The following is a 16,462-nucleotide window of genomic DNA, read 5'->3' on the forward strand; positions in this document are numbered from 1 at the left end:
GCGTTGTTACGTTGTCTCATTCCGCTCGCCTCCCTTTATATGAATAGTACCTTATTTCCCATGGTACTCTCCAATTTAATTAGGGGGCTTAATAGACAACAGCCTTTTGAGCGAAGGAAAGGGAACCTTGGGCCGCTATTTCGTCATTCTGGACTCATATTTGAAGATTGAAGGGAAATAAGGCTCTGTAGTTACCCGCCACACCCTCCAATAACGCTTTTCGCAGAAATAAGGGAACACAGTTCCCCTTAATACCGGGAGATTTCAAATACTTAAGTAACGCTTCTCCAAAACACACTGGCTAATTGCAGGTAGGAAGTTAACCTTATTAGATCAAAGGAGATGTTGATATGACGAATACCAACCATGCGAAGAGAGAGATCCGCGCCCCTCGTGGAACCGAATTATCCTGCAAAGGCTGGGTGCAGGAAGCAGCGATGCGTATGCTGATGAACAACCTTGACCCCGAGGTCGCAGAGCGTCCGGAGGATCTTGTGGTTTACGGCGGTATTGGCAAAGCAGCGCGGAACTGGCCTGCGTTTGACGCTATTGTGCGTGAGCTCCAGCGGTTGGAGAACAACGAAACGCTGCTCATCCAATCCGGCAAGCCGGTCGGCGTTTTTAGAACGCACGAACGCGCGCCGCGTGTGCTGCTTTCCAACTCTGTGCTCGTGCCCAAATGGGCGAATTGGGAGCATTTTCGCGAGCTCGAAGCGAAAGGACTCATGATGTACGGCCAAATGACAGCGGGCAGCTGGATTTACATTGGAACGCAAGGGATCCTGCAAGGGACTTACGAAACGTTCGCGGAAGCGGCCAGGCAGCATGCAGGAGGTACGCTCAAAGGTACGTTGACACTGACAGCCGGTTTAGGCGGCATGGGTGGTGCGCAGCCATTAGCGGTCACGATGAATGAAGGCGTCGTCATCGCTGTGGAGGTCGACCGCACGCGCATCGAGCGCCGCATTCAAACACGTTACTGCGATGTGCTCGCAGAAACGTTAGATGAAGCGCTGCTTCTCGCGGAGGCAGCAATGAAAGCCGGGAAGCCGCTCGCCATCGGACTTCTGGGTAACGCGGCGGAGGTGTACCCGGAATTTGTGCGGCGCGGTATAAAGCCGCATTTTGTAACAGATCAGACTTCGGCTCATGATCCGCTTATCGGGTATATCCCGGCTGGCATGACGCTGGAGGAAGCCGCTGGTCTGCGGGAGCGTGATCCTGATGCGTACGTGCAGCTTTCCAAAAGCAGCATGGCTGCGCATGTGCAAGCGATGCTCGAGCTGCAGAAGAGGGGCTCCGTCGTTTTCGATTATGGCAACAACATTCGTCAGGTTGCTTTCGATCAAGGCGTCTCTAACGCCTTTGATTTTCCGGGCTTCGTTCCTGCCTATATCCGCCCGTTGTTCTGCGAGGGCAAGGGACCGTTCCGCTGGGCTGCGCTTTCGGGCGATCCGGAGGACATCCGCAAAACCGATGAGCTCGTGCTGCGCCTCTTCCCGGATAACGCCCATTTGCACCGTTGGATCAAAATGGCGGGTGAGCGCGTCGCCTTCCAAGGGCTGCCAGCGCGTATTTGCTGGCTCGGCTACGGCGAGCGTGAGAAATTCGGCCTCGCGCTCAACGAAATGGTCCGCAGCGGCGAGCTGAAAGCGCCGATCGTAATCGGCCGCGATCATCTGGACTGCGGCTCCGTAGCATCGCCGAACCGGGAAACGGAAGCGATGAAGGACGGCTCGGATGCCGTTGGCGATTGGGCGATCTTGAACGCTTTGATCAACACGTCGGCGGGCGCTTCGTGGGTCTCCGTCCACCACGGCGGCGGTGTAGGCATGGGCTATTCGCTGCATGCGGGCATGGTCGTGGTAGCCGATGGAACGGAGGCAGCAGCTGAAAGACTGCGCAGCGTTCTGAGCTCGGACCCGGGCATGGGCGTTATCCGCCATGTGGATGCCGGTTACGACGAAGCCGTTGAAACGGCGGATAAACACGGCATACGCATCCCAATGCGCGAGCAGGAATAGGGGAGGAGGAGCGAGGATGGAACGGGTTGATTTGCTCCTTACCGGCATTGGCACACTGGTTTCCCCACCGGGAAATAGGCCGCGCTGCGGGCAAGCCATGAAAGAAGTCCGTGAGATTAAGGATGCCGCGATCGCGATTCGGCAGGGGAAAATTGTCTTCTTTGGCCCGGTGCATGAGGTTGAGGAAATGCTTGCAGGGGTTGAAATCGCGAAGACTGTCGACGTCTGCGGACGGTTAGTCACACCGGGTTTTGTTGATCCTCACACCCATCTCGTGCATGGCGGATCCCGTGAGCACGAGCTGGCATTGAAGCGGTCTGGCGTACCCTACTTGGACATTTTGGCCCAGGGTGGAGGTATCCTCCATACAGTGAAATCCACACGAGCGGCCAGCGAGCAGGAACTGTATGACAAGGCGCGCCGCAGTTTAAACGAAATGCTGCTGAACGGTGTTACAACAGTAGAAGCGAAGAGTGGATACGGCCTTACTTTAAAAGATGAAATGAAACAGCTGCGAGTTGCCAGGCGCTTGGATGAGGCACATCCCGTCGATATTGTTTCGACGTTTATGGGAGCGCATGCGGTGCCGCCAGAATTTAAGGGTCGAAGCGAGGAGTTCGTAGACCATATCGTGAGCGACATGCTCCCCGCAGTGGCGGAGGAAGGGCTCGCGGAGTTCTGCGACGTATTTTGCGAGGCAGGTGTTTTTTCTGTAGAGCAGTCACGTCGTATTTTGCTTGCTGCACAGCGACTCGGGATGGCGTCAAAGATTCACGCTGACGAAATCGTCCCTCTGGGAGGAGCGGGGCTGGCTGGCGAGGTTAGAGCGATTTCCGCCGAGCATTTGTTAGCGGCAACGGATGAAGGCTTGGCTGCGCTCGCTGAGCGAGGCGTCGTTCCGGTGCTGCTGCCGGGCACGTCGTTCAATCTCGGCCTCACCACGCATGCGCGCGCCCGTGACATGATCGACAAGTATCAGCTGCCGGTAGCTTTGTCCACGGACTATAATCCGGGCTCCTGCCCGACCGAGTCGATCCAGCTTATCATGATGCTGGCGTCGCTCAACTTGAAGATGACCCCGGAGGAAATCCTGACCGCCTGCACGATCAACGCGGCGAATGCGCTGGGGCGCGGGGAAGACATCGGTTCTATCGAGGTCGGAAAACGTGCGGATCTGGCGATTTTCGATGCGCCGAATTTTGCGTACCTGCCGTATCATTTTGGGATTAACCATACATTTGGTGTGATGAAGAACGGGCAAGCGGTTGTCTGGAACCGCAAGCTTGTGGCGGGGAAGGAGGAGGAGTCATGAGCCATGATATTCCTTTTCTAAAATCACCTGACCAGGCGGTATTCCGCGATCATATGGAAACGAAAGTGGCCCACTGGATTCGGCAGTGGGATGGTCAGGAAGATCTGCTTGCAGGGATCATCGGCGTCCCTTTATCCAAATCGTCGATCTCGCATTCCGGCGCTTCGACGACGCCTGCGGCGGTTCGCGCAGCGTTCAAGTCATTTACAACCTACTCGCTGGAGTATGGGGTCGATTTGCAGCATTTGGCCGTCCGTGATCTCGGCGATATCCAAATGCATGTGACCGACATCGCGGAGTGCCACCGCCGCATCGAGGAGAGTCTTCGCGCACTGTACAAAAAGCAGCCGAACCTGATCCCGATCATTGTCGGCGGTGACCATTCGACGAGTTGTCCGTCGCTCAAAGCTTTTGCGGACCGTCATCCAGGCCAGAAGGTTGGCATTATCCATTTCGACGCACATCATGATGTGCGTAATTTCGAGGACGGCGGAGTGACCAACGGCACGCCTTTTCGCGGCATTTTGGAATCGGGCGTCGTTCACGGACCTCATATTGTGCAAATTGGCATTCGGGGATTTATGAACTCCAAGCCATATCATGACTATGTGAAGAGCAAAGGTGTGCACGTGTATACCTCGCGGGATGTAAGACGAATGGGAATTGACGTGGTGCTCGATGAAGCGCTTGGGCTTGCTGGGAAAGATACGGATGTGCTGTATGTGAGCTTTGATGTGGATGTGATCGATCAAGCTTACGCGCCTGGTTGTCCTGCGATCGGCACCGGCGGGATCAATCCATGGGACGCCATGGATGCTCTATATCGCCTAGGAACGCTGCCGCAGGTGCAGGGGCTGGATTTTGTGTGCATCGATCCAACCGTCGATGTACGCAATGTGACTTCGCGTCTCGCGGTGCAATTCATGCTCAGCTTTTTGGCGGGAGTGGCTGCGCGTCCGGTCTAAATCCATGTATTTTGAGGCACTTGCCGGTATAGAAGCAGGTGCCTTTTTATGGCTAAACCGTTAACGTTTATGGAAACTAGTGGGAAACGCTATGCCAATCGTTCGATAAATTGTACAATAGTATGATGACATTTGAAGTTGATGATGTTTTTCTTTTCGGAAAGGATGAAGAAAATGGACAAGCGCCAGAGCGCAAAAGATCAGATTGAGGCTTATGTAGGGGAGGAGTTTGGACCCGAGCTTACAATTCCGCTTTCACTCGCTGACTGTCTTGTTCGACTAACGAAAGGCGAACTAACGGGAATTCGGACTAATTTAGAGATTAAAGGCGTAAGCACACTGAAAAAGCAAGATTTAGCCATTGCCTTGGAGCAGCATATTCCCAACGCATTGGCCGGTCTTTTTCATAAATTCGATGAGACGCGCTATCAGATAATGAAGCAGATTGCCGGGCGTGGCGGCGTTTCCCATACGATCATTGATCCAGCGCAGATTTTGTATTTTACAGAGCGGGGTCTGCTGTTTGCTGGCATGCACAACGGAAAGCCTGCTTTGGCTATGCCGCAGGAAGTGCTTGAAAGCTTTAATAAGCTGGACTTCAAAGCCTATCGAGAGACGTTCCAGAGAAACGCGGAATGGATTAAGCTTACGCACGGAATGATGTATTACTACGGGCATTTGTGTGATGAAGAGCTGTTCGAGCTCGTTGAGCAGTACACGGGAACAAAATTGTACACGGCTGAATTTTCACGAGTATTAGAGGATGCGATCCTGTTTTATATGCAAATGTTGCCGGATTCTAAGGGCTACCATAGCACCCTGTTGAAAAACCCGAAACAAGTGCAGCAAGAGCAGGAATCGCGATTAAGCGTATCGCGCTATCCGTTCACCAAAGCGCAGCTTCTGGCTGCAGGGGATATTGATTTCGTTGACCGGACTCCGGCGCACAAAGCTTTTGTGGAGTACATTCGCAAAAATTATACGATTTCGTATGAAGAAGCGGATTTCATCGTAGCTGACTGCGCAGAAGATATTCGAAACGGAGCAACACCGGGCTTTTTGCTTCAATCTATTCAGCAGCAGCTTGAAATTAATGATTTAGAGCTGACGAGGGGCTTTATGAATCACATTTCGGCCCTTAATAATACGACACGACAATGGTTTCTGAAGGGCTATTCACCGAATGAATTGTCTGCGGGAAGATCACCTGTCGCTGTGCTGCAGCAGCCTCCTGTCAGGGCGGATGTTATTGACATGAAAACGCGCGCGAAAGTAGGCAGAAATGACCCATGCCCTTGCGGAAGCGGCAAAAAGTTTAAGAAGTGCTGCGTGGGCTAATAACTGGCATGAGATCGCTGAGTGGCGGCAGGCGTTGGAAAAGAAACGGAGCCGGTGCTGTGAAGGCCGTTACTACCGGTGGATCGCTTCAGCGATCTATCGCAGACGTCCCCTATAAAGAGGCAAACATGCTCGCTTGAATGAGCGACTGACCGTCAAGGCAATATGGCTTGGCGGTTTTTTGCATGGCTTGATGCCGCACGGTGTGTAGGACGGGGACCGAGGATGCTTCAAACCGGCTGTCGGATATGGGGAAGGGAAGGGAAGGGAAGGGAAGGGAAGGGCATGATCGGGCATCAGCTGCAATGGGCGTGGATTGGAGTTTTTTCACTTGAGGCTTCAATTGGGGGAACTATGATCCCTTATTTTTTGTGAAATAGCAGTTTCAGCTAATCGAAGGGAACTACGATCCGCTATTTTACAATATCAGCCGAAAAATGGGCTTCAGAGGGGAGATAAGACCCTGTGGTTCCCACTAAAGCATGAAATGAGCCCATTTCGCTCAAATAGCGCCCTGTAGTTCCCCTTTCGCCCCAGCGCACATCGTACCCGTCACTCATTGCCCCGTCGCACCTGTCACTCTCGCACCCACGCACGTTGCACTCGTCGCCCATCGCCCCATCGCACATCGTACTCGTCACTCATTGCCCCCGTCGCACCAGTCACTCATCGCACCCACGCACGTTGCGCTCGTCGCCCATCGCCCCCAGTACACATCGTACCGTCACACATTGCCCCCGTCGCACCTGTCACTCTCGCACCCACGCACGTTGCGCTCGTCACCCATCGCACCCGCCAAAGTGTTGATATTGCCTCTGCGGTTTTGTAAGATGGGAATCAGAAAAGATTTGTCCGAAAGGAGGCAATTCATGGCGCGTTCGAAGTCCTTTTGGCTATTGTTGGGGTGGTTTCTGGCCGCTGCGGCAGGCTTACTCGTTCTGCAATGGACAGGTGTATGGGCCCACGTGGATTTAAGCCGAGTGACGGAATGGCTGCGACATTTAGGTCCGCTTGGCGGGCTTTTGTACATTATTGTTTACACACTGCGCCCGCTGGTACTGTTTCCGGCCACACCGTTGACGCTGTACGGGGGCTATGTGTTTGGCGCCTTCTGGGGGACCATCTACGATATCATAGGGGCTGGTGGCGGAGCGCTGCTTTCTTTCTATATTACGCGAAAATGGGGCAGAAATGGCTTTCAGCGCATTTTACGCAATAAGAAGCTGCAATCCTTCGATCAAAAGGCTGAAGAAAAAGGGTTTATGGTCGTTTTGTACATGCGCTTAATGCCTTTCTTTCCTTTTGACGGTGTCAGTTATGGAGCGGGGCTTTCCAAAATCCGCTTTTGGGACTACACATGGGGAACGCTGATTGGTATAATACCGGGTGCTGTGGTTTACAACGTATTCGGCGCATCGCTGCAAGACATTGGATCGGGGAAATTTTATGCGGCTGTTGGGATGTATATTCTATTCGCTGTGGTTCCACTGCTCTTGAAACGAAGGCAGGCAGTAAGGGCTCGAAACAGGGCATAAAGAACATGGGAGATTAGTTGAACGTTGGGGGAGAAATCGGGGATGCAGGGTAAACCATTGAATAAAGATTTATTTTGGTGCTTCGGGGCGGCATGCGTGCTGTTAATTGGCTTTATCTTTTTGTCGCAGAGCTTATCTTCAAGCTGGTTACAGGCATTTGATGGAAGGATCGCCAGCGCTGTGCAGTCGCTTCGCAGTGACGGGTTAACCCCTGCTGCCAAATGGATTACTTTGCTCGGAAAAGCAAAGGCGGAAAGTATCATTTTCCTCGTGGTTGGCGCGGTTTTGTTATTCAGGCTGAGGCAAAAATGGGAGACGCTGGTGCTGCTTGTCGGTGTTTTGACAGCCTGGGGATTGAATACGGTGCTAAAAGGTGTTTTCGAGCGTGACCGCCCTGCGGGAACTTGGTTAATTGAGGAAACGGGTTTCAGCTTTCCCAGTGGACATGCGATGGTGTCGAGTTTATTTTACGGATTAATCGGTTATTTAGTCTGGGTTAATGTACGCAGCAAATGGAAGGCAGCATGGCTGATTCCTGTGATTACTTGTGTGCTCGTCTTGGGTATTGGGCTAAGCCGTATTTATTTAGGCGTTCACTATCCGAGCGATGTGCTGGCTGGATTTGCTGCGGGGGGCGCCGGACTCATCGGATGCATCATGGCGATTCATCGCATTAGGTATCGGAGAACGCGCATACAGCAAGGGGTGGATCGACCAAGTCAGCCAAGCCACAATATGCCTGGGTAACCTAGGATGTATTTTTTTCGTAAAAGGAAGTCATAAAGTTCCGCCAGAGTCATACACTTTTAGTAAGTAAGAGGATCACGAAAGACATAGTTATAATCGGGGACAACGCCTTTCAGGGGTTCGTCCTTTTTCTTTTGTTCTCAGGACGTTGTATAATCTAAATCATCGGCAGATGACTCAGAAGGAAGGGAAGACTATGCTGAAATTAAGTATTCTTGATCAGTCACCGGTATCCACCGGTTTTACGCATAGCGAAGCGCTGCAGCAGACGATTCGGATGGCGCAGTTGGCCGACCGTCTCGGCTATACGAGATTCTGGGTGTCGGAGCATCATAACTCGCAGGGCCTCGCCGGTTCCTCGCCAGAGGTGCTGCTGTCGACGCTGGCGGCGCGCACAAGCCGCATCAGGCTCGGCTCCGGCGGCGTGCTGCTGCCGCATTACAGCGCCTACAAGGTCGCTGAAAATTTCCGTATGCTCGAAGCGCTCTATCCGGGGCGCATCGACCTGGGCATCGGGCGCGCACCTGGAGGCACGCCGCATACGGCCAAAGCGCTGAGGGGTGTCAGCGCTGATCTGTTTGAAGGACTTGAGCGGTTCCCGGCGCAAGTCACGGATCTGCTTGGGTTCCTTACCGATTCGGTGGAACCCGGGCATGTGTTCGAGGGCATTCGTGCCACCCCCATGGTGGCTGGAGTGCCCCAGGTGTGGCTGCTCGGCTCCACCGGGCAGAGTGGGGTGTACGCCTCGCAGGCAGGCGCAGCGTTCTGCTTCGCGCACTTCATCAACGGAGCGGGCGGACAGCATGCGGTGCGCAGCTACCGCAGCTCGTTCAGACCGTCCGCGCTCAATGTCGTGCCGCAGGCGACGGTTTGCATCTATGTGCTCTGCGCCGATACGCAGGCAGAGGCGGAAGCGTTGGCCGCTTCCATTGATTTGCGCATTTTGCAAATGGAAAAAGGCGAATTCACCGGAGTGAAATCGCCCGAAGAAGCGGCTAATTATGTGTACTCGGATTGGGATCATACCCGGGTAAGGGATAATCGGTCCAGGATGATTATCGGCGATCCGGGGCAAGTCAGGGAGCAAATGCTGAGCCTGGCCGAAAGCTACAAAGTCGATGAGGTCATGGTAGTTGCCGGCGGTTACCTGCCTGAAACAAGGCTGCGAACCATTGAACTGTTAGCGGAAGCTTTCGGGCTCGCTTAATTCAAACAGCGGTCTCATTTTCCTTAATAGGATTAACGATTTCGTTTATTCCTCTTATCGATTTCCTGTGTCACGATGAAAGCAAGCTCTTCATTGCCGAAGAGAGACAGCACGCCTAATACAGTGCCGTCTGCGACTTCGCCGGCTTCTTCTTTGGATACCGTTAAATCGAGAGCTTGCTGGAGAGCGGCATTATTAGGTTGATCCGGGTAAGCGGCATGATAAAGCGCAGCGGGGTCCAGATCATGATTAATACACCACTGGGCAAAAACGAGAATCATCATATGCTCCTCGCGTTTATAGTTTTCGATCATCTGTTCTTCTAATTGTTTTTTATTCATAATAGCGTAAACATCTCCTTAACTGCCTATTCCACTTTTCTGGGCGGATGGGTTCATTATAGCGAAAGATCAGGTGCAATCACAATGTTAAAGAATGAGAAAATCAAAGCCTCCGAGGTTCATCTCACTGGCATCCATGGTGAGGACCTCGGGGTCATGTCAACGAAGGAAGCGCTGCAGATGGCGAAGCAATTGAAGGTCGATTTGGTTTGTACCTCGCTCATGAGCAGCCCGCCACCGTGTAAACTGATCGGTGCAGGCCAGGCTAAGCAAGAAGCGCTGCAGGAAAAACAACAAGCACGCAAACGTGAGCAAGCGCCGAAAGTCAAGGAGCTGCGCTTGACGCCGCACATTGAGGATCATGACCTGGAGACGAAGCGCCAGCAAGCTGAGCGGATGCTGCAAGGCGGGGATGCCGTGCAATTAGTTGTGAAAATTTCCGGCAAAGAAGGCGCACAGGCCAAAGCTTTGCTGGAAGCTTTAGTGAAGGATTTAAGCGCCCATGGGCGTAAGCAAACCGGCATTCAGCTCAGTGGGAAGCAAGCTTCCGTACAGCTGGATCCTTTATAAAAAAAGCATGAACACGGCTCCGCTCCGAGAGGGGAGAAGTCGACGTTCATGCTTTTTTCCGCCTATGCGGGAGGGAAGCCGTTTACGGTGATTAAGAGTCCTTAGAGACTGCTATTTTGGTTAATTTGCGGAGGAAGCAAGCTCAGCGGCCTCGCCTCAACCTAATTCACGGTGATGGCTTGTGAACCCATCAGCTCCCAGACATTTTTGACATCGCTTAATGTATAAGCTTCCTGCTGTCCGGTCATGGGGTCGTTCATATACGCGTAATCGTCATCCCAGCCGGTTAAAAGTAAGGCATGCTCCGGTTGATACCACTCCACGAGCCGGTCCTGATCATCCTGCCATTCCAGATCCAGGTAAGGCGTATCCATATTTTCGGTAGCCCATATCATTGCCGGTTTGCCAGCCGCGATCACGCTTAGCAAATTGTCAAAGGAAGTACCGGTAATATCTTGGAGACGACCCGGCAGCAACCGGTTCATTGTGACATAGACGGGCTTATGATAAATGCCATACCCCGCCTCATAAGGGTTGCCGACAAATACATCCTCCGGATTGCCGCCTACAAAGGCCCCATCGTCATTCTCAGTGGGCATCTCGCCTTTGGGGAGCGCATCAGCCACTTCCTCTTTGGTGACAGGCAGCCCCGCCCAATTCAAGAGCATGGTGGCTGCTACAGCCTCGCACCCGTTGGGCAGCTCCGGCAGCTGTGAAAGAGCAGGTGCTTGCGTAACCAGATAATGGTGCTCCGCAGGAGCAGCAGCGTCTGCAGCATTTGCATTCGCATTCGCATCGTCATCAGTATTAGCATTAACGGGCTTAAGGAGGGGGACAGGCGATACAGCCTGTTCGACAGCAGGCGCAGTGGGCTTGGCCAGTGCCAGGCACATGACGGTCAATAACGCCAAAAGGCTGCACAGTATTTTATTCAGAGAAATCACTTCCGATCCCAAACGATCTTTTTATTACAACATGGAGAACCGGGAAAAGCAATATGAAGAGCTGGAGACATACATTTATAGCCATGCTGCATAGTCTAGGAAAGCGGGCAGCCTCTTGAAGCAGGCTCGTCTTTGCAACATTTTACGGCATGAAATCATGTTTAGGGATGACCACGTGAGGCATAAGCTCATACAATAGGGTAAAATGGTATAAAATACCCGGTTGACGGATATGAGGGAAGTTTATGAACAAGCACGAGGATGAGAAGAAGGCGTTAGAGCAGGCGGCTATCGATATTTTTCTTGAGTTATACAATGTAAATAACGAGGTTGCGCTGCAGATGGTTCGCCAACAGGAGAAGCCCGATGCGCTACTGGAGGATGCCGATGGCGGGCGGATCGGACTTGAAGTGACGCATTTGTTTTACGATACGGAGGAAGCAAGACTGATGATGTCGCGATCCGAACTTACGAAACCAGGGGCAGAGGTGCTGGAGACGTTTATTAAGGTCATTAATAATCGGATTGTTAGTAAGGAACTGAAGTTCCAAGATTATTCGCATGATTATCCATGTATGCTGCTCATACGCAATGTTTCGCTGTTGTTTGGGATGTCGGATGTTCTCAGCCTCAAACATAAGCTGGTTCCGCCAAGCGGACTGTTCACGCAAGTATGGCTGTTGTCCAGGGATTTCACGCCGGATTGGTTATTAATTAATCTACATGAAGTTGGCAGCGGAGGGATGAAATGAAGCGTCTCTATTTGGGGCTAGGCGCAGCTTTTGGCGTATATGCGATCATCATGATTGTGTACTTATTACAAGGAGATTTGTTTCCGATTCCTCATGCACTGGTTGGAACAAGCGCAGACCCGCATACGTTCATGACGGTAGAGGAGATAAACAAAGCCGAATCATTGTCACGCATCCGATCTTTAGCCTATTTCCTGAGCTCTCCGCTGCAAATCGGATTGATTCTGCTGCTTCTAGGCGTAGCTGTCACGATTCGAAGCTTTGCTGAAAAGCTGTTTAGAGCCTCCTTCCTGCAAATGGTCGTTTTTGTACTTCTGTTTATTTTGTTGATGGACGTGCTGTTCTTGCCGGTGGATTATTTTTTGTTCAAAGTCGACCAAGCCTATGGGGTATCGACGGAGACGCTGGCCATCTTCTGGGGGGATCATGGGAAAGATTTTCTACTGAACGCTGTAGGGACGATTGTGATGGTCTGGATATTCAGACTGGTGCTAAAATGGAGCCCAAACCGGTGGTGGTTCTGGTTCTGGTTGTTATCCGTTCCGCTGATTCTGTTCGTCACCTTTATTCAACCTGTTGTGCTCGATCCCTTGTATAATGATTTCAAGCCGCTTCAGGATCAAGAGCTCAAGGCGCAAATTCTTCAGCTTGCAGCACAATCGCACATTCCGGCCAAGCAGGTTTATGAGGTCAATATGTCCGAGAGGACGAACACGATTAACGCATATGTTAATGGAATTGGCGGCAACGCCCGAATCGTGCTGTGGGATACGACGCTGAAAAAGCTGCAGCCCGATGAGATTTTAACGGTGATGGCGCATGAAATGGGACACTATGTAGAGAAGCATATCTACCTCGGCATTGCCTACGGAATCGCACTCAGCTTTGTTGGTTTATGGCTTGCTTTTCACGCTTACCGTTTTTTCCTGAAACGCTGGGGCTCTAGATGGGGCATCAGGGGAGAAAATGATTTAGCGGCGCTGCCCGTATTGCTGCTCCTTATTACGCTCATGAGCTTTGTCTCCGCACCAGCGCAAAATGCGTTCTCGAGGGTGATCGAGCATCGGGCAGATGTGTATGCGATGAAAATGACAGGAGACGGCAGCGCCGCCATTCGCGCTTTTCAGCAAATTGCCAAAGAAAATTTAAGCCCGGTCACACAGCCGAAGCTGGTTCAGTGGTTTCGCGGTTCGCACCCGGCGATTATGGATCGGATCCTGTATTTTGAACAATTTGAACGATAATTCCATATTGTTAACTAGCGTTAGAACTCCTGGAAATTCTCGGGAGGGCTAACGCTTTCTGCTTTTCTATATTGACAAAGCAAGCATTTGGTTACTAAGATAAAATCTAGTCTGCTTCAAAGAAGAGAGTTAGGAGGAACTTTATTGAAAGGGTTTACAAATAGACCGTTTTTTAACCGTTCCTTATTTCGAAAGCAGCTGCTATCGTATTTCGTAACGGTACTTATCCCGACTCTCATGATTGTGTCTGTCTATTCGTATACGATCAGTGAGGATTTGAAAACCCAGATCGAGCAAGCTTCCGATAGCAGCGTACAACGTGTATCTAAAAATATTGAAACGCTAGTCGATCAGATTAATTATTTTTCCCTTCAGCTATCGTTTTTGCCGGACATGAACAGGATGCTGCAAGATCCAGGGGCTTTTACCGTATATGATTACTATCAGCTCAAGGAGCAGATGCGCAATCAGGTTGTTTCGAATAAATTATTTAACTCCGTTTACATATACACCTCTTTGAATGGTAGATTCATGACCTCGAACGAGGGGCTCTTTGACGCCGCCACCTTTTTTGACAAGCCGGTACTGGAGCAGATTCAGCTGCATAACAATGAAACTTTCTGGTATCAGGTGAGAGATGAGTACATTACCTTCTATAAAGCTTTGCCGGTAACGGCGGCCAAACCGCTCGGAACGCTTGTCATTAACATCCAGAAGGGTTTGTTTCTAAGCACCATACACAATTTGAATTATGGCGCCGATCAACGAATCTTCCTTGTCGACAGCAACTCTCATGTCATTTCCCCGTATAGCACAGAGGAAAACAATGCGATTAATCAACTCATGGCCGGGAAGGCATCGATTCCGTCTGAGCCTATGCAGAAAATTCATATCGATCGGCATACTTATTTCGCCCATACGCAAGCCGTAAAGGGGAACGGTTGGACGATTGTGAACTTGATTCCGTATGAGCTCTATAAAGAGCGGCTGTTCGAAAAAATGTCCAAGCTTCTAATCATTGTGCTTGCCGTCTTTCTCATTGGTTTGGCGATTGCGTACGCCTTTGCCGTTAAGATGTACAATCCATGGAAAAAAATCATTGAGGTGTTGTCCTTTTCTGGAGATAACAAACACGCCGCCGATGAATTTTCCCTGGTTAGCGGTGCGATCAGCTCTATGATGGATACGATGAAGCAAAACGAGCCGGTGATGAAGGCGCATCTCATCTCGGATATTTTACGCAACAACATGACGGATAAAAGCACTATTTCCGGCAGGTTGGAGCAGGTAGGCTTATCGTTTCACGAGCCGAACTATGGGGTGATCGTCGCGGTTTTTGATGCCATGCGCCAAGAAGACGCGGAAGATCCCCAGCGCAAACTGGTCATTTACAGCATGGTGTCGGAGACACTGAAAAAATATGTGCCGGCTGAAGGTACGATTCTGGATGGCAGTAAGCTGGGCTTTATCGTCAATCTGCAGCAAAGCAGTTGGGATAGCGACTTACGGGCGTTGATCGAGCTAGCCTATGTCGAAATGAATTCGGTTGCCCAGGAGCAGCTGAATGTTTCCCTCCAATTGATCGTTAGCGAAATAGGATCTTCTGAACGGCTTCATGTCGCTTATGAGCAGATCCGCCGAATTTTGCATTATAAAGCGGTTATTAACCGCAATGATGTGGTGTTTGCTCAGGACCACCAGAGCGAATTAAAGTTTGTGTACCCGATGCTGCTGCAGAAGCAGCTCATTCATTCGGTCACTACGATGAACAGGGAGAAAGCCGCTCAATGTGTGGCCGACTTGTTCGAGCAATATTTATACAAATCGAAGTACCCGCTTGAGAAGCTGCAGGGCATGATCGTCGTTCTGATGAGCAGTGTGCTCAACGAGCTGCTGAAGGAAGGCCACGATATTGGACGCCTGCATGAGGAAGTCGATATTTTCAAGCTGAATGAATGCCAAAATAATGATGAGCTGCATCAATTTATGATGTCGCGTATCAGTACCATTATTGCTTTCCTAGAATCCCTGCAGGACAGACAGGTCACGAATCTTCACGTCTCGAAAACGATTGCTTACATGGAACAGCGGTTTGCAAGCAATATCTCCATTGCGGACATTGCTGATCACATCGGGGTGAGCAGCGGACATCTGAGCCGGACGTTTAAAGCGGAAATGGGGAAATCGATGCTTGAATATTTAACGGAGTACCGCATCATGAAAAGCAAAGAGCTGCTGAGCAGCCGCAGCGATTCCCTGCATGAGATCTGTCAGGCAGTGGGCTATAACGATGTGCAGAGCTTTATCCGTTTTTTTAAGAAATATGAAGGCATGACGCCTGGCGAGTATCGAAAAAGCATCTAGAAAAACTGATATTCATTCGAAATTTATAACATCAGGCGTGCGATGATCATAAAATCCTCATGTTTATTGCAAACTGAGGATTTTTTTAATGCTCTTTTCCGGCTAGGATGAAAGCGTACACATTAAACCGTGTGACGCTCGGCGAAAGGAGGAGACGCTAGTTGGAAAATCGGTTCGAAGCATCAAGGAGTTCACAGATAACCCCTGTAGCACATACGAGGCCGTCGGCTTTTATCAAATTATTTCATAAACATAAGTACTACTATTTACTTTTGCTTCCAGGCATCATTTATTTCATTATCTTTAAATACATCCCAATGGGCGGGATCATGATCGCTTTTCAAGATTTTAAAATTGCCGGGAGCATGTTCACGAGCCCTTGGGTGGGGCTGAAATGGTTCCGCATCCTATTCGAATCGCCTGATTTTTGGGTAGCTTTGAAAAATACGGTCATCATTTCTTTGTATAAGCTCGTATTCAATTTCCCTGCACCTATTATTTTGGCGTTATTGTTAAATGAAGTCTTGAGCGGCACATTCAAACGGATCGTTCAGACCATCGTATACTTCCCGCATTTCGTATCTTGGGTAGTGTTAGGGGGCATCCTGTTCTCCGTGTTCTCGGTGGATACGGGATTGCTAAAGCTTCTGGGATTCTCGTCGTCCCCGATGATGAATCCGGATGCGTTCAGAGGATTTCTCGTCGGTTCGGAGATGTGGAAAGAGGCAGGCTGGGGCACGGTCATCTACTTGGCGGCCATTGCCGGTGTTAACCCGGAGCTGTATGAGGCGGCAAGAATGGACGGAGCTAACCGCTTTCAGCTCGTTCGCCACATCACACTGCCGAGCATTGCATCGACGATCGTTGTACTTCTCATTTTGCGTACAGGTCAAATTCTGAATGCAGGCTTCGATCAAATCTTTATTTTGTATAATCCGCTCGTGTACAATGTTTCGGACATCTTAGACACGTATGTGTATCGCGTAGGGCTAACAATGGGCAGATATTCATTTGCTGCAGCTGCAGGTCTGTTTCAATCAGTAGTAGGCTTAATTATGTTGTTGACGACGAATTGGCTTGTTAGACGCATGGGAGAACGAGGACTTTGGTGAGGATGAG

15 protein-coding genes are annotated in these 16,462 nt (G+C 50.7%); 12 read left to right on the top strand and 3 right to left on the bottom strand.

Going from position 1 to position 16,462, the window contains the following annotated elements; all coding sequences use genetic code 11:
- Window positions 1–350: 350 nt before the first annotated feature.
- From hutU to J2Z65_RS20760, 4 genes are all read left to right on the top strand, one after another.
- Window positions 351–2,024, top strand: coding sequence for a urocanate hydratase (gene hutU, locus J2Z65_RS20745; protein WP_167051637.1), 1,674 nt, complete (start codon window positions 351–353; stop codon window positions 2,022–2,024).
- Between the two features lie 16 nt (window positions 2,025–2,040).
- Entirely contained in the window at window positions 2,041–3,336 is a 1,296-nt protein-coding gene (hutI, locus tag J2Z65_RS20750; RefSeq protein WP_167051639.1) for an imidazolonepropionase, read from the top strand.
- Window positions 3,333–4,301 (top strand): formimidoylglutamase, encoded by a 969-nt coding sequence (gene hutG / locus J2Z65_RS20755; RefSeq protein WP_167051641.1) that lies wholly within the window; start codon window positions 3,333–3,335, stop codon window positions 4,299–4,301. Before hutI ends, hutG begins: the two co-directional genes overlap by 4 nt.
- 174 nt (window positions 4,302–4,475) lie before the next feature.
- Window positions 4,476–5,639 (top strand): YecA family protein, encoded by a 1,164-nt coding sequence (locus tag J2Z65_RS20760; RefSeq protein ID WP_167051643.1) that lies wholly within the window; start codon window positions 4,476–4,478, stop codon window positions 5,637–5,639.
- Between the two features lie 413 nt (window positions 5,640–6,052).
- On the opposite strand, the gene J2Z65_RS20765 is transcribed toward J2Z65_RS20760, so the two are convergent.
- Window positions 6,053–6,280 (bottom strand): hypothetical protein, encoded by a 228-nt coding sequence (locus J2Z65_RS20765; RefSeq protein ID WP_167051645.1) that lies wholly within the window; start codon window positions 6,278–6,280, stop codon window positions 6,053–6,055.
- Between the two features lie 228 nt (window positions 6,281–6,508).
- Between J2Z65_RS20765 and J2Z65_RS20770 the strand changes: the two genes are divergently transcribed.
- From J2Z65_RS20770 to J2Z65_RS20780, 3 genes are all read left to right on the top strand, one after another.
- Complete coding sequence (locus tag J2Z65_RS20770; RefSeq protein ID WP_167051647.1) at window positions 6,509–7,174, top strand: TVP38/TMEM64 family protein; 666 nt, start codon at window positions 6,509–6,511, stop codon at window positions 7,172–7,174.
- 42 nt (window positions 7,175–7,216) lie between these two features.
- Window positions 7,217–7,921 carry a phosphatase PAP2 family protein gene (locus J2Z65_RS20775; RefSeq protein ID WP_167051649.1) on the top strand — a complete coding sequence of 235 codons (705 nt, stop codon included), beginning with the start codon at window positions 7,217–7,219 and terminating at the stop codon, window positions 7,919–7,921.
- 196 nt (window positions 7,922–8,117) lie between these two features.
- Window positions 8,118–9,128, top strand: a complete 1,011-nt coding sequence (locus tag J2Z65_RS20780; protein WP_167051651.1) for an LLM class flavin-dependent oxidoreductase — start codon at window positions 8,118–8,120, stop codon at window positions 9,126–9,128.
- A 32-nt stretch (window positions 9,129–9,160) separates the two neighbouring features.
- On the opposite strand, the gene J2Z65_RS20785 is transcribed toward J2Z65_RS20780, so the two are convergent.
- Window positions 9,161–9,469: a hypothetical protein gene (locus tag J2Z65_RS20785; RefSeq protein WP_167051653.1), complete on the bottom strand. Its 309-nt coding sequence runs from the start codon at window positions 9,467–9,469 to the stop codon at window positions 9,161–9,163.
- Window positions 9,470–9,553: 84 nt separating this feature from the next.
- Here J2Z65_RS20785 and infC point away from each other — a divergent pair, with 84 nt between their 5' ends.
- On the top strand, window positions 9,554–10,039 hold the full coding sequence (gene infC / locus J2Z65_RS20790; protein WP_167051655.1) for a translation initiation factor IF-3: 486 nt from the start codon (window positions 9,554–9,556) through the stop codon (window positions 10,037–10,039).
- A gap of 161 nt (window positions 10,040–10,200) precedes the next feature.
- On the opposite strand, the gene J2Z65_RS20795 is transcribed toward infC, so the two are convergent.
- Window positions 10,201–10,983 carry a C39 family peptidase gene (locus tag J2Z65_RS20795; protein ID WP_167051657.1) on the bottom strand — a complete coding sequence of 261 codons (783 nt, stop codon included), beginning with the start codon at window positions 10,981–10,983 and terminating at the stop codon, window positions 10,201–10,203.
- 245 nt (window positions 10,984–11,228) lie between these two features.
- On the opposite strand from J2Z65_RS20795, the gene J2Z65_RS20800 reads away from it, so the two are divergent.
- The 4 genes from J2Z65_RS20800 (at window position 11,229) to J2Z65_RS20815 (ending at window position 16,455) form a co-directional block, all read left to right on the top strand.
- A complete protein-coding gene (locus tag J2Z65_RS20800) occupies window positions 11,229–11,735 on the top strand; it encodes a hypothetical protein (protein WP_167051659.1) in 507 nt (168 codons plus the stop codon).
- The gene (locus J2Z65_RS20805) at window positions 11,732–12,979 is read left to right on the top strand and encodes a M48 family metallopeptidase (RefSeq protein WP_167051661.1); all 1,248 of its coding nucleotides are present in this window, start codon (window positions 11,732–11,734) and stop codon (window positions 12,977–12,979) included. Before J2Z65_RS20800 ends, J2Z65_RS20805 begins: the two co-directional genes overlap by 4 nt.
- Window positions 12,980–13,123: 144 nt before the next feature.
- Window positions 13,124–15,343 (top strand): AraC family transcriptional regulator, encoded by a 2,220-nt coding sequence (locus tag J2Z65_RS20810; protein ID WP_167051663.1) that lies wholly within the window; start codon window positions 13,124–13,126, stop codon window positions 15,341–15,343.
- Between the two features lie 161 nt (window positions 15,344–15,504).
- Entirely contained in the window at window positions 15,505–16,455 is a 951-nt protein-coding gene (locus J2Z65_RS20815; RefSeq protein ID WP_240159431.1) for an ABC transporter permease, read from the top strand.
- Window positions 16,456–16,462: the final 7 nt, after the last annotated feature.

Source organism: Paenibacillus aceris (assembly GCF_017874035.1).
GTDB lineage: Bacteria > Bacillota > Bacilli > Paenibacillales > NBRC-103111 > Paenibacillus_E > Paenibacillus_E aceris.